The following is a 21,600-nucleotide window of genomic DNA, read 5'->3' as shown; positions in this document are numbered from 1 at the left end:
ATGCCAATTAACATGACCATTGCTATTCGTGCCGCCGTTGGTGCCACCAATCGCGCGACCAATTCCGCCGCTGACGTCAAAGCAGTTCAACAACAACTTAACGGACATATGGGACCTTCACGGACCAAACTTGCGGTGGACGGTAAAATCGGCCCTAAAACTATCGGCACGATCCGTGACTTCCAAAAAGCGGCTGCTGGCATTCGTAACCCAGATGGGCGCGTGGACCCTCGCGGTAAAACCGAAGGTGCGCTGAATGACCCTGCCTCCAGCGCCAAGTTCGCCCGTATGACGCCCTCGGCGCCCGCCCCCACGACGCCCGGAACCCCAACGCCCCCCGGCGTGCCAGTTCCTTATCCAACCACCGCCAGCCCAACCGAGCGTAAGGGCGCAGACAATTTACAGGCCGCTATCAAACTATTGCCCAATCCCGGCCCTGCCCAAGAAACCCTAGATATTTTGATCAAGGATTACTTCCCTGCATTCAAGGGCGTATTGGCGACTTTGGCTTCATCTGCGGATGCCGCCAAAATGGCAAAGGGATTTTCTGCTCTGCGCACTATGGGCATGTCTGCCAAAGAGGCCGCCGAGTTGGCCACTCATTTCCTGAAATACCAGCGCGTTGGCGTGTTTACGAAGTTTATGGATAATATCGGCACTGGTAGCTCCAAGCTGGCAAAATCATTGAAAGCGCTTGGTAAAGGCGCGGTCATTCTCGCAGTTGTCATCACGGCGGTGGAGGTCGGAAATCACTGGAACAAAGGTCGTTACGGCGCCGCTGCCGGTGAAGTTTATAAACTCGGCATGGGTCTCGCGATCCCATGGGCTGGCTTGCTTGATGCGGTGCAAACCATGGCCGAAGCTATGATGCCAAGCCTGAAAGGCAACACATTCTTTGAGGGCATGTTCATGATGCTACGCGCAATCAATCCGTTGGCAGCGGGTGCAGTTGCCGTAGATGCGGTTATCTCCTCGATTCAAATTACAATCGAGACCATGAGGAGCGGCAGGCTTGATATGAAAGGCTTAGACGCCCTGTGCGACCGGATGCGGGCCAGCCCGTTGCAGGTATTTACCAAAATTGGTGACGGTTTGGGTGACTGGATTTACGACACCTTCATGGCCGACTAACCCGCCAGTTCTAGCACGTCTTTAATGGTCTTTTTGTATCCCACCACTTCTGGTGGGATACGCACAATCGCCGGGGCGGTATTTGTCACCAAAACCTTGCCGCCGCGCTTGCTCATCTTGCGCTCGGCCCAATTCTTGACCCACGCGATATTGCGCCCTTTCAGGAATGGGTTCGCCTTGATGACCCCTGCCCCCATGACATCCAAGATCAACGCGCCATCCTGCGCCGACAACGCCACATGTGCGCCCTGCGCCCCTAGGAAGTGGCACAGATACAGTCGGCCTGCGCTAATCGCATGCCCCCGCGCACGCAAATAAGCTTCGCCTTCGCGCGCGAGATTGGTCACCATCTCGCGGCTTAGTGTCGGATCAAAACGAAGCTTCAACAGCTCTTCGCGGCTCATGGTCGAGGCCAGATCAGGACGATAAGTTTTCATCATCCTAATCCACGTACTCGAGATGAACTGCCCCAACCCAGTGGCCGAGGACCGCGAATTCTTGGCCTTTGCATTGCCTGCACTCTCGACCCGAATGATCTGATTTACCAAACTTTCCACCGCGTTCGATGCCGACCCCACAATAACCGGAGTGGCCCCCACGGGAGGAGCTGTAAACGGGTCCATACTCACGCCCGCCTGCCGCAACTCGAAATGCAAATGCGGCCCAGTTGAGCGTCCTGTAGTTCCCACAAAACCAATCACATCGCCTGCGCGCACAACCGTGCCAACCTTGCCCAAAGGCGAAAACTTCGACATATGCGCATAGCGCGTTTCGCGTCCGCCAGCATGGGCGACCTTGATCACATTGCCATAGCCGCCCCCATTACCGGCAAAACTTACCCGGCCATCAAATGCCGCCAGAATTGGCGTGCCAGAGGGCGCGGCCCAATCTACGCCATGGTGTACTTTTACCTTCTTCAAAATAGGATGGAACCTAGGCCCGAATGGGGAGGTCAAAACACCTGATACTGGCGTCACCATACCATTGCTACCCGCCCCCGAAGAGGCCGCTTCGCCCTTCTCTGCAAAGCATTTATATTCCTTGCCCGGCACTTGCGCGACGTAGCACACCTTTTCCCCGGATGGTCCGGTGATAGAGGCAAACAAAACCTGGCCCGGTCCGACCCCATTCGGCCCCGGCTCACGAGCGTACAGCAATGTCATGCGATCACCGGTGCTGGAAAAGGCTTCTAAATCGTAGTCTTGGCTTAGTAAGACTATCGTTTCACCGATGACCGACGTGGGGACACTGTTGCGAATCCCTGCCGAGTAGAACGCATCAAGAAGGCGGTATTTTCTGGCCGAAACCGTGCCGGTATCCTTGTCATCCTCAACGTAAGAAAATAGCTCATCCTGCACCCATGGGTCAGCCGCAGGTACCACATCACCGTTATCCTCTAGCGCCACCGATCCAAGGTAAGTGTCGCGCGTATAAACCGATAGCTGAACTGGCCTTGCCCCCTTGTCTGATGGCACCGATCGTACGGCCAGAACATGATCTGAAGGCAGCTCCTTGAGCACCGAAATATGCACTTCACCCTTTTCTTGAAAGCTCTGCGCGGCTGCCGGATCAAAGCCATTGTCCGACAGAATATCCACCAATGCCCGCGTATCCTTGAGCCGCAAGAACAAGTCATTATACGCGATTGCGCGCTTATCTTCACGCTTTACAATTGTCAGGCTTGTGGTGTTTTCAATCACTGTTTGAGTATAGGTATCTTCTTCCCCTACATCTTCCCCGCCAATGCTTTCACCCCAGCTGTCACCATCCAAACTGTCGCTTTGCGCGCTGTCCTCTTCCAAATCGGGTACATCAAAAGCCACCTGTGTCGCCGCGGCAGGGGTTTGCGATTGAGTGCGGCGCGCCTGAAAGAACGCAAACTCCTCACGGCTGGAAGGCAACGTGGTGATCAGTTTTTCTTGCCGGGTAATCATGTCGTCTTGCACCAACACCAAAGTGTCGAGGGCGAACTTACCAACCCTCACTAATGGTAAATCCGGGTGACTGGGCAATGGGCGGGCCTTGGTTGTCAGGCTGGCGTCAAAGCGCAATACCATCGGGTCACCAGCCACATCAATGAATGCTGAAGCATAAGCCAAAGCGTCAGCAGTTGAGGTGGCCGTTATATCATCCTCGGAGTCCAACTCTAGGTCCTCAAGGTTTTGAGCGAAGTCATCACCTGCCCCTGCCTCGTCTACATACTCAGGCGGAGCAGATATGGTAATAAACCCGCTCATGGCAACCCAAGCCACCACACCCAAGGCAGCAACAATACCACCGGCAACCATCAAGGCCCCGCCGTGGCTTTGCCGAAACTTACGGCGCGACGACTTTTTCTTGGCTTGTTTAAAACGAGGATCAATTTCCATAAGCGTTGCCTAAGTCTGCCTTACCGGAACACGCCAGTGCTCAACTTAGTAATACGCTTTTTCTTGGTCCCCGACGATGTCTTTGCTGCGGGTTTGGAAATCTTGCGTATAGTCCGTTTTTTCTTCACGGCCTTCTTCGCAACTTTTTTCTTGGCAACCGCCTTCTTGGTCTTCTTTTTCACCGTCTTCGGCTTGGCGCGAGCCACTTGAACCTTACAGATAACTTTGCCCTCAGACTTCAACTGACGCAGCAATGGTACGCTAGGCTCAAGGCTTTCGGGCACGATCCGTTTATTCAAGAAATAGCTGGTGAGGGCACGGCGCGAGCCATTGCCCCAATCCCCGTCAATGCGCATCCGGTAACACCCCAGTCGGGACAGTTCTGATTGCACACTGGAAGCCATCTCTTTTGGATCAACTTCTGGAACGACAGGTTCTACAACGCCCGGCTCTGTTGGTTTGGTCAACTCTTCAAGCAAGGACGGATCAATGCTGGCCAGTATCGCACGACTTTCATCCGTGTCCGGCAATACTTCCCGGCCTTCTATAACCGGAGACTGAAACACTGTAGAGGGCAGGCTGCGCGTACGGGAAGTCAACGCTGCGATCCGCAATACCTCACCTTGCGCCCGCGCTGCAATCGCTGTGCCAGCACGTTCAAGAGCCGCCGAGTTGGGTGCTGTTGCTGATAATGCGCCACCAGCAGACGCAGTGGCTGAAATTGCTCCACTTGCAGCCGCGATTGCGGCCGACCCTGTTGGGCCCGATGCTTCAATATTCTCAACTGAAATCGCGCCACTTGCAGTTGCTGATGGTGCAGGAGCTGCAACCACACCGGAAGCCGCAGGGGCCGCACCAGATGTAAAAGTATCAATCGTCTGGACATTCAACGCATTACCAGACGTCGGATCCAGTGACGCAAGTTCAATCACCACCGGCCCAACATTCTCAGCAATACCACTTGTTGCTTTGGCTGTTTCCGTCGACTTAACGGGGTCAGGAACTGAGAAGATCAGCCCCGCATCATCAACCACTGCCACGTCTTCAGGGCGGATTGCCTCTGTAATTTCAACACTCGTCGGGGGGACTTCTTTAGGCAAGTTAACTGGGATCGGTGCCGCAATAATCAACGAGTTTTCATCCGCAACCGCCAACTCCAAACTTGCCCCCTCAATCAATTCAGCCGGGGCATCAACGGCGATGCCACTGTCGGCAAGCAAAGCCAGAAACCGCTCCCGGCCCTTTGGATCGAGCTGTGCCAACATCTCGTAATCCGCCGCCGTCAGGGTTGGCGCGTTTTCAAATTCTGGCTGAAAATAAAACTGAGACCTTAGAGAAGATTGATCCCACGGAGTTTGACGGCGAAAGGTACTTTCTTCCACCTCATTACGCACACGGATCATCATGTCAGAAATCGAAATAGACGGTGTTTCGAGGTGATTTAACAATGCTGTGGTAAACGGGCTATTTTCGCCCGTCCCATCAAATGTTACGGCTCCCGGCTCGGTCGCAAAGGCCACAAATGTGCCAATGCCAGTGTTCAGCCGCGCCAAACCTCCGCCATTAGCGGTTATGTTTTTGGGCAACGGGCTGTCACGGCAAGCATCAAGAAAAATCAGGGTCTGGCGGTTCCGCGCCTGAAGCCGTTGAATAATCCCATCAAGGCTCCAAGTCTCATTAAAGATCGCCTCCCGCGACTTCAGTTGTGCATTGACCGGAACCAGATAATTGGCCCCTTCCAGCTGGAACGCGTGACCAGAGTAGAAAAACAACGTCGTCTCAGCGTGTTCAGCACGTTTCACAAAGTCGTCAAGTTTCAACCAAAACTGATCTGAGGTGGCATCAGTTAAAAGCGTCACATCAAAACCAAGGTTAGTTAGCGCATCACTCACGGCATTGGCGTCATTTTGTGGGTTTTTCAGAGCCGGGATGACCTCGTAGCCAGAGTTCCCGATGATTAATGCCAGACGTTCCTGCGCGCGGGCACCACCCACGGCAGCAAAAGCGGCAACCACCATAAGGGTGATAAGCCGTCCTGATAGCCGCCTAAAGATGTCGAATATGCGCGACATGGGACCCGTGACAAACCGTTTTCTACAAAATCTTACCGTGACGTTACCCTGAAATTGACCCTGCGGGCGAGTCACAACTTAGAATTTTACAGCACAATTCACGCCAAACTCACAATGAAGGCTGAATATACTGGGTGACTGTTAGTTTGGGGTGGCCAAAAATAGCGACCACCGCTGGGTTTTCTCAGTGTCCACCTCAATGAACCGCGCCTGAATATGACCACGCGACCAGCAACTAGATATGCCGCGAATCGTAAACCGCTTGGTTTCTATGCACATTGTAGTTGTTCCATTCAGCATAGGCTTGCCGAACACGTCTTGCGCGTAGACGTATATATAGCGGCTCTCTAACTCATCTCGTATGACGTTGGCGCATTGATTGGTTCCGATCGTCCACCAGCCTTCGGTCTGGAAGTCACCGTCCACATCCCACCCGATTGCAACATTCACCACGTCAAAGCTTTGGTTGCACACAGCAAATTCAGCACGCGCTACTCCTGCGCTAAGCAATAATCCGCCCAAACCCAGCGCCCCAAACGCTGCGATGCAGCGCACAGCGTAACTCAATGATGCAACAATAAATTTCATGCCAAACACGCTACCCTGATTTGCAAAAAAGCAAAAGGGACACACTAAATTTGCCGAAAGCCTTGAAATACTGGAAAAACACACACATTTCTGTCATACAGCTCGTAGGCTAGGGCCTTATTTTATTCGGAGCAATTTATTATGTCGATCCAGAAACTCCTCAAAACTAGTGCGTGCATGGTAATTATTGGCGTTTCTGCCGGTGTATCCTACGGTCAATTTCAGCGCCTAACAGCACAAGTAGAACCTTCTGAAGTCGCTCAAACCAGCGAAATAGTAGCCCCAAATAGCAGCCCCAAATCTGCCAGATTTCTTGCTGCCAGCGTCACCACATGGACGCCTGCCGCACCTTCCGGAGTTGACGCCCTCGTGTTGAGCAAGCCGAACCAAGCCGCACAACCCGAGCCACCACTTCTACGCTATGCTGCGGTTAAATCCGATGTAAACTCTTCTACGGCACCAGTGCTCCCACTTTATGCACATGCATCCGAGACCGTTATACTTCAGCCTTCGCCCGACACTGATACGAAGGCCGCAAGCGCGGCTTCCTCCGTGGCGAAGTCTACACGCGGTCCGAAACTGGAAAGCTCAACTGCGGGACGCAGCTTTTCTGTCGCCTCCGCACCACGCTCAACTGTGGCGCCTGGCACTTTACGCCGGTTCCGCGGCACAGATGAAAATGAAACGGGCAACACTGATCAGGGAGGCGATTCCGATGGCATTTTTGAGCATCAGTTTCAAAATCGGACCGTCTTAATTCCCCACCGCCCTACTGTTTCTACTGGCACGCGTGCTACGCGCCGTGCTGCGGTCCGATTTCGCAAAACATGGTCAACTGGCGTCTACCGCTAATTTGGCGTCATTGAGGCATGATTGCCTTAGCTAATGCCCGATCTTCCGTTGACAGCCGCGTCTCATTGCGCCCTTCTAGAGTCCAACGACCCTGCGTGAATATGTGGGGCGACTTGGACTGACATTTGGGGGATCATCCGCGTGAGACAGATTACAAAAACAATCCTTAACGCAACCGCGACAATTGCGGCCACTGGGATATTGGCGCTGGCCAACCCTGCATTCGCGCAAAGCGGGAACTTCGCGTTAGAATTGAACACCGCCACAGATATTGGCGATGGCTGCCAACTGACCTATGTGGCGACGAATAATACCGGCATTGCATTGATTGAAACCGCCTATCAGGTTGCCTTGTTCGATGAGAACAGCCTTGTCTCTGGCACGCTAGTGTTGGAGTTTGGCGCACTCCCCGTGGGAAAAACTAAGGTGGTTCAGTTCAATTTAGCTGGTAAGAAATGCGCCACAATCTCGCGCATCCTGATCAACGACGTCTCGGCTTGCAAATCCGCCGACGGCGACCATGATTTTTGCATGTCTGGCTTGATCACAAATTCTCGCGGCGACATTCAACTCGGCCTTTGACCTTTTGATCTAAAAGGCCCCCGGCCAGCGTATTGATTATTGTCGGGGGCGGAGCATTACCCATGAACTCCCCCGATTTTTCTACCCTGAACCCCATAACGATTGCAGTCTTCACCTCGTTGGCGATCTTATCAATGGTTGCCACCACTGTGACGCTTTACAAGATAGCCCAGTTTATGACGTTGGGTGTTGGAAAGCGAAAAAAGGCTGAAGCGGTCGTATCAGACTGGCTCTCCGGCAAATCCGATACCGCGCTGCGCGAGGCCTCTTCGCGCAAAACAACTTTGCTGCGCGTTCTTCAAGCAACATTTTCCGGTCTCCAAGCCCGCCCTGGCGATCAAGCATATGCAGAAGAACTAGGACGCCAAACCGCTCTGATTGAGTTGGCCGCAATGTCGCGCCGCATGCGGATTCTAGAGGCTGTCGTCCAAGCTGCGCCCATGCTTGGCCTGCTTGGCACGGTCATCGGGATGATCGATGCTTTCGGTAATTTAGCGCAAGCAGAAGGTGCCGTTGACCCCGCACTTTTGGCAGGAGGTATCTGGACTGCGTTGACCACCACCGCCGTCGGGTTGGTCATCGCCCTAGTTTTTTACTTCGTTGCCATCTGGCTTGAGGGCCGAATTGACGGAGAGCGGCATTCCATGGAAACCCTCATGTCGGCGGCCATTTACGGACGTGTAACCGGCACCTCTGGGCGCAGTTGAGGCCCCGCCATGAGTATGATCCGCAGCTTGCCTCAGTCAAATCGAGCGCGCCGCTACGGCTTTTCCTTTACCCCGTTGGCTGACGCAATGTTCCAATTGTTAGTGTTTTTCATGCTGACCTCATCATTGGCCCCTTACTCTTTAATGACGCTTACCCCCGGTGCATCTGGCAACATCGCCGCTGCCGGAGAAGCCTCACAGATAGAGCAGAAATCCTCTGACCAAGAACAAGTGGCCATTTGGTCCGTTGAGCGCGGCGCATTGCGTGCGGGGGGACAAAAAGTGGTGCTTGATGATTTGACAAGCTTGGTCACACCCCTGAGCGAAGCAGGCATTGACCGCGTTGTCTTGCTAACCGGACGGTCTGCAACAGTTCAAGATGTGGCCACCGTTCTTGAGGCGCTTACACTAGCGCGAGTTCCCACAGTCCAAGTCGTTGCAGGGAGCGCCCAATGACCCCTGCCAAGCGTAATACCTTGCCAAAAATCACCCGTAAAATCCCGCTGGATTTTTCGCTGACAACGGTAAACATTGTACTGCTGCTAATCTTTTTCTTCCTTGTCTCTGGTTCAATGGTCGAAACAGAGGAATTAACCGTCGACCTTGCCCAAACCTCGGAACTCCCGCTTGACCGACTACCGCGACCGCTGCTGCTGATGGATGTCGGCGGAAAACTACGGCTGAATGGTCAACCCGTGACCGCCTCTACACTACGCCAAGCACTCGATCCGCTGCTCCACACCGACACCCCCCGTTTACATATTCTGGCAGATCGAGACGTGGCAGCAGGGGCGCTTGTTTCACTCATTCAACAGCCAGATCTCACTGGCATCCAAATCAAACTCGTGACTCTGCGCCAGTTCAAAACTTCGCCATGAGCGTAAATGATACCGACATATGGCAAAGCCCTGACGCGAACCCTCTGTTGTGGATGTCCACTGGCGGGCTGGCCCTAGTTGCACATCTGGCTTTGCTACAGCTTGGCATTTCCACCTATCAGTCCCAATTAAATGTGCCCAATACCCCTTCGTCACCGACGATGATCATCGCAACGGCCCTGCAAGTCGCTGGCAAAGAAACTCCGCCACCACCTCAAGCAAGCCCACCTCCAGAACCTCCTGCTACAGTAGAGACGCTTGAGGCCATACCTCTCCAACCCAGCAAGGTCATATCAGCCACGATCACCCCGAACACCGTCACACTGCCCGCTACATCGGTGTCACCTACTGCTAAGCTGGCCCCTACAAACGCGCCCCAAATCGTCAACTCGCCTTCCGCAATAGTGGCCACCACGACCCGGCCCACACTCACCAAACCTACCCCCCTTGCCCCAGCAATCACAAAACCCGTTCCAGAGATCACCCCACTCAACCAGCCCGGCGTAGCACCTATTCCCACGGCCACTGTGACCCCGCCTCCCGCGGCAGAAATCGAGGCCTCCAAACCCGTAGAGAGCTTGCAGACTGCGACCGTAAGCACACCACTTGCTTCAGCGCCGATACCCGAAGCTCCCGCAGAAGACCCAACACCCCCAGCACCGGCCCCAACTCCTTTGCCTGACCTTGCTAGTTCACTGCCACCTCAACCTTCCGACGTGACCGAAGACCAGCCGGGCGTGGCCTCAGCCAATGCACCAACGCAAACCACTCAAGAGGCCCAACAAACTTACAATGTAGTTCTGGACTTCCTGCGTGGTTATGATGGTGGGCCCTGCTTCTCGGCCTTGCCTGTTCTCGCTGAAAATGGAGCCTTTCAGTTTGAGACCTTTGCCAACAGTCGTGGCGACCTTAACCGCTTCCGCAACGGTCTTGAAAAAGAGACCGGCACATTACCCGGTACAGTGATGAAGCCTGTAAGCGACGCGCAATGTCAGGCGCTGCCCTTTGTAACTGCTGCTGCGCGATACCCCGAGTTTCAAATCTATTTCGACCTACCCGTTCGCAATATTTCCAGTGGTGAAGTTTTATCTGGAAAACTTGGCAATACCTCAGGCGGGTTCGTGTCTTTACTGTTGATTGACGACGAGGGCGTCGTACAAGATTTGGGAAGCTTCCTAAAATTCCGCCCGGGATTCGCAGGGTTTGACATCCCCATGACCCTAAAAGGCTCTCCTGTGGAAACGCATCAACTGCTGATGGCGCTTTCCACAAGGGCGCGACTCAAGACGTTAAAATCATTGTCAGGGCAGCAAGCAGAAGATTTCTTTCAAAAACTTTCCATTGAAATCTTACAGCAAGGTGGCGGCGAGGATGTCGCTCTTGTTGCTTTCTCTGTGCACTAATTATCCAGCCGGAAATACTGAACTGACGCCGCAGCATCTGAGCCACTGGTCTGAATTTCTGTCTCAACAATAGGCATCAGCGCCCGCACATCAGCCCCGTTTCTGGCCGCATTGGCTGTCACCAACCGTGAGCGCGTCGTAACCGCAACGATCATCTGTGGCACGCTGCTATCCTTGTCCGTACTGTTCATACCAAACCGGAACGACTGCGAGCCATCCGGTTCAGGCTGCAACAAAGATGTCAGGTTAAACGCGCCGCCTTTACCGGACACAAGGAACAGATACACTGGCCGCCCCAGCACCCCGGTTAGTTTTCCGCGCAGCGTATCGCCACTTTTCAACACATCCGTGTCCAGCTCCAATACTGGCGCAACTGCGTCAGAGCGATCAAGACGGCTTACAAAATCAACCACCGGACATTGGTTTTCCAGCACGACTCTGACGCCGATATCAGGCTCCACCCCATGGGCAGCCTCGAAGTCCTTCAGCAACACCTCAAACGGAGCTGGCGATGTCGCAAACCCTTCGATCGTGACTGTATCACCATCGGTAGAACGGATTGCCTGATAGACGCAATCATCCGTGATGTAGTCTTTCAACCAAGCCAATTGCGTCCCGATTGCCCCCAAAGCTTGGTCGGGCGTGGGAACCGGATCGGGGGCTGGTTCTGGGTCAGGCGTAGGGTTAGGAGTTGGATCAGGGGTCGGTTCTGGGTCCACAGGGTCAGGATCAGGGGTGGGAACTGGATCGGGGGTCGGGATCGGGTCAGGTGTTGCGGGGATAGGCTCCACCACCGCAATCTCTTCTCCCTCAACTTCACCGATGTCACCGCCCGCAAACGGCCCAAGGCCAAGCACCGCCGCCAGCCCAACGCCACCGGCAACAACAACAGCGGCTGCAATCCCGATGGCCATGCCTTTGCTACCGCTTTTCTCAGGCGCGGGCTCGGAGTGAGGTGCATATGTTTGCGTTGGTGCGGTCGTCACCGGAGCGGCCCCGAAAGGGCTTTCGCCACTTGGCGCGGCGCTGGTTTGAGCGATCGCAGCCGGATCAGGCGGCAAACTCAATCCGGCTCCCGTCGCGGCTACACCCGTCGCATTACCCGGATATGGCACCGCCGATGTCTGCGGAGCAACGCTACCCGGTGTGCCAGTTGGCAATTGCGGAGGGGCCGAAATCATCGGGCTAATAACCGTGCGGCCTGCATCTTGAGGCACGGCATCAACCGCCGGCTCCTCGCCGCCATCAAGACGATACTTAGCTGGCACAGTTTCAGGCTTGTCCACCATCTGAGCCACATCCGCCATACTAGCAGGACGATTAGCCGGATCAGGCTCCAGCATATTGGACAGCAAAGGTCGCAGCTCAGGGTAGACGGCAGATAAATCCGGAATACTCGCGCGCGAGGTCACCGCATCCACAATGGACGCGCCCATCGGCACCGCTTTACCAATCGCAGCACCCGCAGCCAGCAAGCCCAGCGAATAAATATCAGAGCGCCCGTCGATATGCCCGTCAAAGTGGCCCAGTTGTTCTGGCGACACAAAGTTGAATTTGCCCGCAAATTGGCCGTGCAACGTGCCTTCAGTAATATTCGTGGATTTGGCAATGCCAAAGTCGATCAGCTTGGCTTGGTTAAGCTTTCCCCCTTCGACAATAATGTTATCTGGAGATAAGTCGCGGTGGGTAATTTCCAGCTCATGCGCCCGGTTCAAACCAATCGCCAAGCGGCGGATCAACAGCTTGGTATCCTCGATCGACAGCGCGCCAGTTTGCTCCATCATGTCCGACAGCGGAATGCCGTCGACAAATTCCATGATCAGGCAAAACCGCCCCAAGCCTTCGTCTTTCACGAAGTTGAGATACCGCACGATGGCTTCGTCATACAGCTTGCCCAGAATGCGAGCCTCGCGGCGGAACAGCTTCATGATCTTCTCGTCATGAGCCAGCGCCGGCAGCACGATCTTGATCGCGACTTGATCCCCGGTATGATAGTTTACGCCTTTGTAAACTTCACCCATACCACCGGCCGAGATCAGTTGTTCAATCTCATAGTTGTTGTTAATCCGTGTGCCTACTGGCACCGCAGTGGATGGCGAGCCTTCCCCGTCACCGCTTTTTACCGGGGCCTCTTCTACTGGCTCCGCGGCGACTGCATCCTCAAAGCTCTCGGCTTTTGGCTCCGCATCTTTTTGCAAAGCCGACGGTGCTATTTCAGTCTTGTCAGACGCAGGCGCGCTTGACACAGCAGGCACAGCTTCGCCAGCCGGTGCCTCCTTGGCAGCCTCTACATCGGTTTGCTCCGCGTCAGGCTGCTGAGCGCCTTCAGGAGTTTCCGGCTCGTCTGGGATGTCGTCAATGCTCATCCGCGTCTAAAATCCTTGGGTCCAGTCCAGCGGGTCGCCCACAACGGTTCGGTCCTGTTGTTGGCGTTCACTGCACCGCACAACAATTACCGTGACGTTGTCCCGGGCGCCACGCGACAATGTGGTCTGTATCAACGCATCACAGGCAGCTTGCGGCTCATGGGCAGCAATAGCCTCGGCCATCTCATGATCTTCCACATGTTCCGTCAGCCCATCCGAGCACAACAAAAATACATCGCCTGCTTGCAGGCCCCCGAAAGTCTCGTCGGTGTTTGGCGTGTCTGACACCCCAATGGCACGGGTGATGACATTTTTGCGTGGCCAGTGCTCGGCCTGTTCCTCGTTGATTGCACCCGAATTTAGCAACTCCTGTACCTCGGTGTGGTCTGTCGTCACTTGGCGGTATTCCCCGGCGCGCAGCAAATAGATGCGGCTGTCACCAGACCAGATGCAGGCAAACAGCTCTTCATGGATCAACAATGCAACCAAAGTGGCCCCAATGGTGGTGCCACCTAATGCTTGCGATTTTTCAACGATCACCCCATGAGCCCGGGTCAGGCGCTCCATGAACCGCGCTTGCAGGTCAGGGGCCGATGCTGGGCGGCCAATAGAGGCGATCCCCTCCACAATGGCCTGCGATGCGAAGTCTCCAGCCTCATGCCCACCCATGCCGTCAGCGACAACCCAGACGCCGCTCTCCGGCTTGGACAAATAGCTGTCCTCGTTGTGATCACGCACAACGCCGGTGTCGCTGCCTGCGCCTGTCTCGAAGATAAATTGGCTCGTCCCCATGACGACTCCTGCTTAAAATACGTTGCCTACGATCTAATTCCCCCGCCTAGTGCCAGTGCTGTGGCATCCCCCAAGGCGCGGGGTTCTAATTTATTTAGCTAACCTAGTCTTTTTCAGCCTCATCTGCCAAGGCATCGTGTGTTGGTTTGCCTGTATCGGTGTCTTTGTCGTCATTCTCTGACTTGCTATCGTCGTCTACGTCATCCGATTTTACACTAAACGGCGACTCTGGGCCGTCGCTAACTTCACGCTCCGGTTCCGGTTCATAAAGCGCGGACGGCACAGCGCGTGCACCTTCCCCCGACCAAGGGTCGGACACTGCCGCAAACATGATCTCCCGCTCCAAGTCTTGATCCACCTCGGGTTCCGGCTCGGATACAGGCTCCGGTTCCACCTCAAGTACAGGCTCTGGCACAAATTCAACCGGCTCTGGTTCCGGCGCGACCTCATCGGCTGGATTACCAGCAAGCAGCCATTGAAATACTGCCTCGTCAGGCCAGCCCTCAGTCGAGTGGAACGTCGCCGTGCGCGATGCATCCCCCGCGCTCCACCAATAGCTTCGGTTAGAAACCGCCCGGCGGTGATCGGTTGGGGCCACATTCACAAGCAACTCTTCCACAGCTCCCGCGCCATGAACTGCCCAAAACCCGGCATCACCCCCCTCAAACGGGGCAGGTAAAAACCCGTCCGCCAAGACAAACATCTGAGCAAGATCGGCAGCGGTATCCGGTGTATCATGCTCCAACATTAAAGACTGCAAAGCGTCGTACCACCGTTGATCCGGTATCAGTGTCGGAGGTGGAAATTGCATGCCTTCCACCAAGGCAATCAGCGGAAAGCGGCGGCCAACCTTGTCGTGGCTAAACACCATTACCCCCGCAACAGGCCCACCGACAGCACGCGGCACAACCCCTTCGCCCAGCCAAAATCGCAGCGGCAAAGCAATGTCGTAAAATGGCTGCCAGACATTGCCAAGGTTGTCACGCACACGGGGCAAAACTGCGCCCATCCATTCCTCTAGCGCGACCTGCATCGGCTTGGACATACCCGCCCCAATGAAATCCCCGAACGCCGGGTGTTTACCGAAAATTCCTATTCTTGCCATATTCAGGTCACAGGCCCTGAGGGCATTTGAACTCGGACAACTCGCGTAACGTGAACGGGTTATAAAGCGCGTTCACCCGCACCGAATAGCTAACGTAACGCCCGCCAATCGTGTAGCGAACCTGTGTCGCATCCCCTTGCTGACGCGGCGAGCCAGCGCGGATAAATTGCATGAACGCCCAAGGACCTTGGTCAAACTGAATAGAGCTTTGACGCCCGTTCAACCCCGGCAAAAATTGCAATGTCGTGGACGCACCAGCCGAGGGCCACTTGATCGTTTGTGGCACGTTCCCCACCTGCCGAGTGGTGATCACTTGCCCGTTCACCTCCAGCACCGCTTGGCGCACCTGATCGTGGGCCGATGCTTGGCTGACTGTCACTTCCAGCTCGGGGTTCGACCCACCGGCAGGGAAGAACGCATCACGAATACGGGCCGCGCGCTGGAACTGACGCAAGGCGCCCAGTGACAAACGATCCCCCAATTGGCTCTCGGAAGACCAAGACCACGTCTCGCTGCCTTGGTCTGCGTGCGGGCTGAGATGCTGCAAGAAGAAGCGGTCCATAATCCCGTCAGGCGCAAAAATGCGCGCAAACTGTGCCATCGGCACTTGGCGCGAGGTTGGGCCATTAAACGGGTAGCGACCAGTAATGATATCATTGCACACACGGGTCACTTGGTTGGTTAGGTCTTGGTTCAACTGCGCAATTGTCGTGTTCGCCGCATCGCCCTCAAAGTCCTCTACTGCCTCGTTAATCATGCGCGCCAAAGGCGTGGGCAGCCGTGACGCAGTAGAGCGCAGAATGCCAATTTGCACAGGCAATTGCGCCGCTGCTTGCGTGGCATTAAAGCCCGCAGCAATCACCAGGTTTTGCTGCACCTGACCAAGGTTGCCCAGAAGAGCCTCGATCGGGCGACCAGTTCCGGCAGAGCCAGCCTCCATCAACGCGTGCCACTCAGCAAATTGCGCCTCAATCGCGGCACCGGGGATAAGCGCTTGACCACCCCCTCCGCCACCGCCGCCAGCTACACCAGCACGGCGTTGCGATTTGTTGCCACTCAGTGCAATCGACAGACCAATCCGTGTCAGACCGTTGGTCCGCGCGATCAGACGGTTTTTCAGCGCATTCGAGACACGCCCGCCAGCTTCGCCCTCAGTCGCACCACTCAGTGCTCCGGCAATACCGTCACCGCCCTCGCCCAACAAACCCGCATCTGGGTCCGCTGTCAGTTTGGTTTCACGACTGACCGCCTCCACCAATTTCAACAAAGGCGAAGTCGTCGGTGAAGACGCCGCCGCCAGCGCTGAATAAGCCGGTTTATCCGCCGACATCGGCGCCAGTTTGATCTGGTTTAACAGCCCTTCCCACGCGGAGAGGTAATCCTCGCGGTACTTGCCCAGCAACGTCCGACCCAAGCCACTTAGCTGCGCATCGACATTGGCCGTCTCGGCGTAATCGCCCATGACCCATTGCTCGCGCTCCAACTTGCCAGCCACCTCGGACAGTTGATCAAGGAAGAAATCTTGAAAGCCGCTATAGGTATAAAGTGGCTCAACCCCTAAATCCCCAATGTCAGATCCATCAACAGTTTCGAACACCAGATAGGCGTCTTGGCCCACGCGGTCGACCAAATTGAATTCGAAAATTCCGGAAAATTCAGACGTCGCTTTGATCAACGCATAGGCTTGATCGGCCACGGACATACGGGCCAGAATACGCTCGCCGGCATCCACCAGCTCGCTGTCAAGATCGACGCGCACATCGCGGTCACCGTCCATCTCCAACATAGCCAGCAGATGCGCCTCTAAGTCTTGGCGCGTCGCACGATTGGTCGGTCCGGGGTACAGCAGGTCAAAGTCTTGGCGGAACCAGCCCACCACCAGATCATCCTCTGGCGCGGGAGCAACGCCACCCAGCAGTTTGTAAACTTTCAAACCTTCATAAATCGCCAGCGTCTCGTTGGTTTGCACAAATTGCGCCAACTGCTCTTCCAACCGCAGCACAAGACGAGGCCGGAACATCCGCTCCAGCCCATCCGCATAAGAGGCGCGCGAAGCAATCTGTAGCTGCTCACGGCGCGACAGGCCGAAGCCCTCAAATATGCCGTAGTCATCACCACCACCTTCGGCCACAGCGTCAAGAACACCATCGCCATCTGTATCAATTTCCTCAGGCACCTCTTGGGTCGAGGCAAAGCCCGTCGGCATGTCGCGCAGCAGTTGCAGATAGCCAGAGATCGTCTGGAAATCAGTGTCATCCACCACAACTTCTGACAGTTCTTCACGCGCGGCCAACTCATAATCCGACATCGCCGCCTGCGCGGAGCGCACCAGTGATGTATTCGCCCAGTAGGAATACCCCCAAGCCCCCAACATGCCGACAGTCGCCAGCCCGACAAGCGTGAACCCGGCGTAACGAAGGCCAGCCGAACGGTTCACCGCCTTGCGGTCATACGTCACCCATCCCTGTTCGGGAAAGATCACATGTTTCAGCAAATCATGCAGGAAGAAGCTTTTGCCTTTGCCCGACATAAAGCCGCCAGCCATCGCATCATCACCGCCGAAACTGCGCCCCATAGCCCCCAAAACTTGGTCAATAGGCGTGCCTTCTTGGGTGCCTGATGAGAAATAGAACCCTCGCAACAGCGCGTTAGTTTTATAGCGAGTCGGCTCGAATACTTGGCCAAGGAACGAGGTAATGTTTTCGCGCATCATCGCCATTTGGCCCGGCAGCCCAAAAATGGCGATACGATTCACGCCGTCGGGCTCTTCCGACAAACGGTCCATAACCTCGTCAGACAGCCGCGCCACCAATGTGTCAAACTCTTCGCCAACTTGAGTGTGGGTTTGCTCTTTGCGGCTCTTGGTTTGGAATGTGGTGCCCCAAACCTTTTTACGGCGAGACGCGCTGAAGCTGGAAAAATACTCGCGGAAACCAGCAATCAGATCAGACTTGGTGAAAACCACGTACACTGGAAAATCAATCTTCAGCGTCTCATGAATTTCAGCCAATCGTGCACGCACAACTTCCGCATGACGCGTCAGCGAGGCTGCGTCGCCATTCATGATATCCTCAACCGAAAACGCCAAAATAACACCGTTGATCGGCTGCTTTGTGCGCCCGCGCTTCAGCAACTCCAGGAAACTCTGCCAGCTGGTTTTATCCGCTTCCGCATCGCTGTCTTGTGAAGTGTAGCGCCCGGCCGTGTCGATTAGCACCGCCTCCTCAGAAAACCACCAGTCGCAGTACCGCGTACCGCCGAAGCCTTCCATCGAGGCGCCGGTTTTTTCCGCCAGCGGGAACTTAATGCCAGAGTTCAACAACGCCGTTGTTTTGCCCGCACCCGGTGGCCCGATGATCACATACCACGGCAAATCATACAGGTAGGACTTGCCCCCCGATGCCTTCAATGTGCTTAGCGCTTCGGTCATGCGTTCCGACAAGACTGCGCCGTCTCCGGTCGGCTCGTCAGGGATCAAAGCCTCTTCCAGCTCTTGTGCGCCTTTACGTGCGCGCCGCCAGCGCAGGAACCAGACAATCGCAAATATCAGAAATACGCCGACAATGATCGACACCCGCACCCAAACGCTGGAGAACGGTCGGGCCTCGCCAAAGCCCAACAGCGGGCCGCCGACCCACACAACCACTGCGAACAGGATAAACGATAAAATCAACAGTGGAATACGCATCCACGGCTTTTTAAAGAAGGCTCCGATTTTGACAAAATAGCGCATTATTGAAGCGTCTCTTCACGTTGAATCATAATTTCCACCCGGCGGTTTTGTGCCCGGCCATCTTTGGTTTTATTGCTGGCAATCGGGTCAACTTCACCCTTGCCCTCGATCTGCAAGCGACCGGGAACGGCGAGCGCATCCGACAAAACGCCGCCCACAGATTTGGCCCGCGCCTCCGAGAGAGACTGGTTGGTCTTAAAGCGCCCCCTGCCCGACATTGGAATGTTGTCAGTGTAGCCTAAAACCCTGACCGGTCCCGGCTCGTCGTCCAACGCTTTGGCGACTTCAATCGCAATCAAAGAAAACTCCGGCTTCACATCAGCCGAACCGGACCCGAACAACACAAGATTGTTCACCCGCACGAAAATAAAGTCACCCTTGGTGTCCACCGCGACCGAGCCATCAGCGATTGGTCCCTTTAGCTTTTCGCGAAGATTATCAAGCTGCGTGGTGACAATCTCAGGTGGGATATACGCCTCAAACGCTTGGGCGCGTTGCAACCCGACCAATTCTTCGGGGTGAATTTCCAACAGACGCGTCACCACCGAGGAGCTGTCATTCGAGATTAGCATGTTCAGCGTCAGGTAGACCCCCAGCAAAATCGCAGCCGAGGCAGACGCCAATATCCATAGCGGATTCGCCCCAAACCGTTTACGGCCGCCCAATTCAACTGGCGCCCACCGCACCGAAATATCCTCGTCCGGGCGGCCCTGCACGCGACGCAGGCTTTCGTAAATCGAGGCCCGAATACGTGCCAGTTCCTGTGCGCCACCCGCCGCTGTGCGGTACTTGCCCTCAAAGCCAAGCGACAGGCACATTAGCATCAGCTCCAACACATTGAAGCGCTGTGCGGGGGCCTGCATGGCCTTGTCGACCTCTTCAAAGAAACCCACACCCGAGGTCCGCACGTTGTAGAACCGCGCCACCATAGAGTATTGAATCCACACATCCCGATCAGTACCGGGGATGTTTTGCACAATGTCATCCGCGGTGCCGCACAAACAATAGCGAGCCACATCAGCCTCGTGTTGTTCGATACCTGCTTCCATGCAATTGGCGTGAAATGTCTCCATCTCGCGGGTGACGTGCTCCATCAAAGGGATCGCGTCCATTTCGACCATTTGCGTGCGCAAACGACCAAATAAGATCAGTAGGTTTGCGGCGGCGGCAATGATTGGATTAGTCGGGCCGCCCTTGCCCAATCCGGTAGCGCGCAGGGCTTCGTGCAACGCAATTTTGGGGCCAGTGTGAACCATCTGCTCCGGCTCACGCGTCTGCATTTGCGGAAAGAAGCCGTCTTGTGTGGTGCCGCTGATCCCCGCGCCCGGCGCAGGGGTGCTTGAAGGAGACGGCGCACCGCCCCCCATCCACGCATCTGCGGCACCTTGGCTGGTGCCAAAACCCTGAGGGGGTTGAGGTGTGGGCTGATACGCAGGTTGCTGCGGGGGAGCTGGTGAATAAGGGGCTGCCGGTGGCGGGGTTTGCGGCAACGCGCCACCGATAACTGTGCGCTGTCCGCCCCCGACCGGGGCCACTGGCGGGGCCGCACGGGGTGCGGCAGGGGGTTGTTGCAAGCCCGCTGGCGGCGAGGCCGGACGCCCGGCGGACAAGTTGCGCAGCTCCTCAGCAGTGGGAAGCTTGCCGCCAATAACTGTCTTGTCCTTGTCATTTGCCATTAGGCTTTCTCCGCAATCGCCCAAAGCTCAAGCTTCAAGTCCGGCCAGTCGCCAGCGAAGTGCATCGCCAGTGCCGGGGCCGTCGAGAACTCGCGCCACATCGGCGTATTCTTATCGAGGATAAAATAGACATTCGACGATACCGCCCGGATTTGACGCGGTGGCGTCGGGGTGTGGCGCAACTCAATCCCCGGTAGATTGTTGTTCACAATCTCATTCATGCGGGTGTTCGGACCAACCTTGCACAGGTCAGGGAACTGTTGCTGAATTTGAGTGAGCGACTTGGATGAAGTAACCTCCACCACAAACGTCGCCTCGCGGAACAAGTTCCGGTCCATGACCTCCGCAATGTAGGAATTCTGGCGCACCATCTTCAGGTCAAGACGGGTAGCGCGACCCACGTCACGACTTAGCAAGCGCTGAATATCACGCACCAGCGGCGCAAAGGTTTCCTTTGGGTTGTCGTGGTCATAGTCTGGATATTCTTGCGCCATCCGCTTGTCATTGTCGAATGTCCAAAGCTCTCCCACGATACGAAGCAACTCCACATAAAGCCGTTCAGGGTGAACATAGCGAGACGCCCGCAAATGGCGCAACCCGCCTATTTCCCGGTTCAGCAGCAGGAGCATAAAGTAGTCGGTCGCCTGCAACCCGCCGCCAGCCGTTGGGTCAGCGGCATAACGCGCCAACCCCTCTTGCTTGGTCTCGACCCAGCCAATCACCCGGTCCAGCCAGCCAGTGAAGACCGGATGCGCCCCGATCACCATAGCGGGTGGAGCAAAAGTATCATCCATCGAAATCACACCATCACGCACCTCTTGAATGCGCCCGATTTGCATACATTGATAGCCGGGCTTGGCAGTCTTACGAATGTCGATTTCCAGCCGCGGCTGCGCCAACTCAATGTCCTGCTCCAACCGCATTGCAGACGCACTATCGGCGACCATCTCATTGCCCAGCAAATACCGCGTCGCAGCGGTGGTTTCTGTGTCGGGCGCCAACTCGCGCCCGTTCATCGCCGCGTCTGGCAAGGTCAGCCACACCGCCATGCCGTCAGCTTTCTCCGGCACTTCTTTAGGCGTCGGCAACGGGTTAATATTTGGCGCATCAAACGGCATTCCGTCAGGCATGATCCCAACCGCCGACCGCAAGCCAATCCGCCCCTGCTGTGCCATGTCGCGGTCTAGCTTCAGCTCGGCCATACCCCAGGGATACGGCGTGATCGTACGGGTGCGATTGTCCACCAGTTTTTCAAGATACCGGTCCTGCTGTTGCAGGTGGTGAGGCTGCAAAAACAGACCCTCTTTCCAAGCGACTTTGCTATACCAAGACATATCTTTTCCAAC

At 55.6% G+C, this 21,600-nt stretch carries 16 protein-coding genes; 7 read left to right on the top strand and 9 right to left on the bottom strand.

Going from position 1 to position 21,600, the window contains the following annotated elements; all coding sequences use genetic code 11:
* Nucleotides 1–1,131, top strand: coding sequence for a peptidoglycan-binding domain-containing protein (locus AC3Y7R_RS08050; RefSeq protein WP_490041514.1), 1,131 nt, complete (start codon nucleotides 1–3; stop codon nucleotides 1,129–1,131).
* On the opposite strand, the gene AC3Y7R_RS08045 is transcribed toward AC3Y7R_RS08050, so the two are convergent.
* The 3 genes from AC3Y7R_RS08045 to AC3Y7R_RS08035 all read right to left on the bottom strand — a co-directional run bounded on the left by AC3Y7R_RS08045 (nucleotide 1,128) and on the right by AC3Y7R_RS08035 (nucleotide 6,160).
* Nucleotides 1,128–3,500 carry a peptidoglycan DD-metalloendopeptidase family protein gene (locus AC3Y7R_RS08045; RefSeq protein WP_490041513.1) on the bottom strand — a complete coding sequence of 791 codons (2,373 nt, stop codon included), beginning with the start codon at nucleotides 3,498–3,500 and terminating at the stop codon, nucleotides 1,128–1,130. The two genes, AC3Y7R_RS08050 and AC3Y7R_RS08045, sit on opposite strands and share 4 nt — an antisense overlap.
* Nucleotides 3,501–3,520: 20 nt before the next feature.
* Nucleotides 3,521–5,572: a caspase family protein gene (locus tag AC3Y7R_RS08040; RefSeq protein ID WP_490041512.1), complete on the bottom strand. Its 2,052-nt coding sequence runs from the start codon at nucleotides 5,570–5,572 to the stop codon at nucleotides 3,521–3,523.
* A 141-nt stretch (nucleotides 5,573–5,713) separates the two neighbouring features.
* Nucleotides 5,714–6,160, bottom strand: coding sequence for a DUF1036 domain-containing protein (locus tag AC3Y7R_RS08035; RefSeq protein ID WP_490041511.1), 447 nt, complete (start codon nucleotides 6,158–6,160; stop codon nucleotides 5,714–5,716).
* Between the two features lie 141 nt (nucleotides 6,161–6,301).
* Here AC3Y7R_RS08035 and AC3Y7R_RS08030 point away from each other — a divergent pair, with 141 nt between their 5' ends.
* The 6 genes from AC3Y7R_RS08030 (at nucleotide 6,302) to AC3Y7R_RS08005 (ending at nucleotide 10,582) form a co-directional block, all read left to right on the top strand.
* Nucleotides 6,302–7,012: a hypothetical protein gene (locus AC3Y7R_RS08030; protein ID WP_490041510.1), complete on the top strand. Its 711-nt coding sequence runs from the start codon at nucleotides 6,302–6,304 to the stop codon at nucleotides 7,010–7,012.
* A gap of 141 nt (nucleotides 7,013–7,153) precedes the next feature.
* The gene (locus tag AC3Y7R_RS08025) at nucleotides 7,154–7,594 is read left to right on the top strand and encodes a hypothetical protein (protein WP_490041509.1); all 441 of its coding nucleotides are present in this window, start codon (nucleotides 7,154–7,156) and stop codon (nucleotides 7,592–7,594) included.
* 62 nt (nucleotides 7,595–7,656) lie between these two features.
* Nucleotides 7,657–8,301 (top strand): MotA/TolQ/ExbB proton channel family protein, encoded by a 645-nt coding sequence (locus AC3Y7R_RS08020; RefSeq protein WP_490041508.1) that lies wholly within the window; start codon nucleotides 7,657–7,659, stop codon nucleotides 8,299–8,301.
* 9 nt (nucleotides 8,302–8,310) lie between these two features.
* Nucleotides 8,311–8,757: an ExbD/TolR family protein gene (locus AC3Y7R_RS08015; RefSeq protein ID WP_490041507.1), complete on the top strand. Its 447-nt coding sequence runs from the start codon at nucleotides 8,311–8,313 to the stop codon at nucleotides 8,755–8,757.
* Nucleotides 8,754–9,179, top strand: a complete 426-nt coding sequence (locus AC3Y7R_RS08010) for an ExbD/TolR family protein (protein ID WP_490041506.1) — start codon at nucleotides 8,754–8,756, stop codon at nucleotides 9,177–9,179. Before AC3Y7R_RS08015 ends, AC3Y7R_RS08010 begins: the two co-directional genes overlap by 4 nt.
* Nucleotides 9,176–10,582, top strand: a complete 1,407-nt coding sequence (locus AC3Y7R_RS08005) for a hypothetical protein (RefSeq protein ID WP_490041505.1) — start codon at nucleotides 9,176–9,178, stop codon at nucleotides 10,580–10,582. The genes AC3Y7R_RS08010 and AC3Y7R_RS08005 overlap by 4 nt, the downstream gene beginning before the upstream one ends.
* Here AC3Y7R_RS08005 and AC3Y7R_RS08000 read toward each other — a convergent pair.
* From AC3Y7R_RS08000 to tssK, 6 genes are all read right to left on the bottom strand, one after another.
* Complete coding sequence (locus AC3Y7R_RS08000; protein ID WP_490041504.1) at nucleotides 10,579–12,948, bottom strand: serine/threonine protein kinase; 2,370 nt, start codon at nucleotides 12,946–12,948, stop codon at nucleotides 10,579–10,581. The genes AC3Y7R_RS08005 and AC3Y7R_RS08000 overlap by 4 nt on opposite strands.
* A 6-nt stretch (nucleotides 12,949–12,954) precedes the next feature.
* Nucleotides 12,955–13,740: a PP2C family protein-serine/threonine phosphatase gene (locus AC3Y7R_RS07995; protein WP_490041503.1), complete on the bottom strand. Its 786-nt coding sequence runs from the start codon at nucleotides 13,738–13,740 to the stop codon at nucleotides 12,955–12,957.
* Nucleotides 13,741–13,843: 103 nt separating this feature from the next.
* Nucleotides 13,844–14,845, bottom strand: a complete 1,002-nt coding sequence (gene tagF / locus AC3Y7R_RS07990; protein WP_490041502.1) for a type VI secretion system-associated protein TagF — start codon at nucleotides 14,843–14,845, stop codon at nucleotides 13,844–13,846.
* 7 nt (nucleotides 14,846–14,852) lie between these two features.
* A complete protein-coding gene (gene tssM, locus AC3Y7R_RS07985; RefSeq protein WP_490041501.1) occupies nucleotides 14,853–18,578 on the bottom strand; it encodes a type VI secretion system membrane subunit TssM in 3,726 nt (1,241 codons plus the stop codon).
* Complete coding sequence (gene icmH / locus AC3Y7R_RS07980) at nucleotides 18,578–20,254, bottom strand: type IVB secretion system protein IcmH/DotU (protein ID WP_490041500.1); 1,677 nt, start codon at nucleotides 20,252–20,254, stop codon at nucleotides 18,578–18,580. The genes tssM and icmH overlap by 1 nt, the downstream gene beginning before the upstream one ends.
* A complete protein-coding gene (tssK, locus tag AC3Y7R_RS07975; RefSeq protein WP_490041499.1) occupies nucleotides 20,254–21,588 on the bottom strand; it encodes a type VI secretion system baseplate subunit TssK in 1,335 nt (444 codons plus the stop codon). Before tssK ends, icmH begins: the two co-directional genes overlap by 1 nt.
* Between the last annotated feature and the right edge of the window lie 12 nt (nucleotides 21,589–21,600).

This window comes from Litoreibacter sp. (assembly GCF_058136045.1).
The sequence above is the reverse complement of the archived record's forward strand: the minus strand, read 5'-3'. Positions and strand labels throughout refer to the sequence as shown.

Bases quoted from the DNA above. Each gene is read 5' to 3' on its own strand.
- AC3Y7R_RS08050 (WP_490041514.1), top strand. From the start codon at position 1: ATGCCAATTAACATGACCATTGCTATTCGTGCCGCCGTTGGTGCCACC.
- AC3Y7R_RS08045 (WP_490041513.1), bottom strand. From the start codon at position 3,500: ATGGAAATTGATCCTCGTTTTAAACAAGCCAAGAAAAAGTCGTCGCGC.
- AC3Y7R_RS08040 (WP_490041512.1), bottom strand. From the start codon at position 5,572: ATGTCGCGCATATTCGACATCTTTAGGCGGCTATCAGGACGGCTTATC.
- AC3Y7R_RS08035 (WP_490041511.1), bottom strand. From the start codon at position 6,160: ATGAAATTTATTGTTGCATCATTGAGTTACGCTGTGCGCTGCATCGCA.
- AC3Y7R_RS08030 (WP_490041510.1), top strand. From the start codon at position 6,302: ATGTCGATCCAGAAACTCCTCAAAACTAGTGCGTGCATGGTAATTATT.
- AC3Y7R_RS08020 (WP_490041508.1), top strand. From the start codon at position 7,657: ATGAACTCCCCCGATTTTTCTACCCTGAACCCCATAACGATTGCAGTC.
- AC3Y7R_RS08015 (WP_490041507.1), top strand. From the start codon at position 8,311: ATGAGTATGATCCGCAGCTTGCCTCAGTCAAATCGAGCGCGCCGCTAC.
- AC3Y7R_RS08010 (WP_490041506.1), top strand. From the start codon at position 8,754: ATGACCCCTGCCAAGCGTAATACCTTGCCAAAAATCACCCGTAAAATC.
- AC3Y7R_RS08005 (WP_490041505.1), top strand. From the start codon at position 9,176: ATGAGCGTAAATGATACCGACATATGGCAAAGCCCTGACGCGAACCCT.
- AC3Y7R_RS08000 (WP_490041504.1), bottom strand. From the start codon at position 12,948: ATGAGCATTGACGACATCCCAGACGAGCCGGAAACTCCTGAAGGCGCT.
- AC3Y7R_RS07995 (WP_490041503.1), bottom strand. From the start codon at position 13,740: ATGGGGACGAGCCAATTTATCTTCGAGACAGGCGCAGGCAGCGACACC.
- tagF (WP_490041502.1), bottom strand. From the start codon at position 14,845: ATGGCAAGAATAGGAATTTTCGGTAAACACCCGGCGTTCGGGGATTTC.
- tssM (WP_490041501.1), bottom strand. From the start codon at position 18,578: ATGCGCTATTTTGTCAAAATCGGAGCCTTCTTTAAAAAGCCGTGGATG.
- icmH (WP_490041500.1), bottom strand. From the start codon at position 20,254: ATGGCAAATGACAAGGACAAGACAGTTATTGGCGGCAAGCTTCCCACT.
- tssK (WP_490041499.1), bottom strand. From the start codon at position 21,588: ATGTCTTGGTATAGCAAAGTCGCTTGGAAAGAGGGTCTGTTTTTGCAG.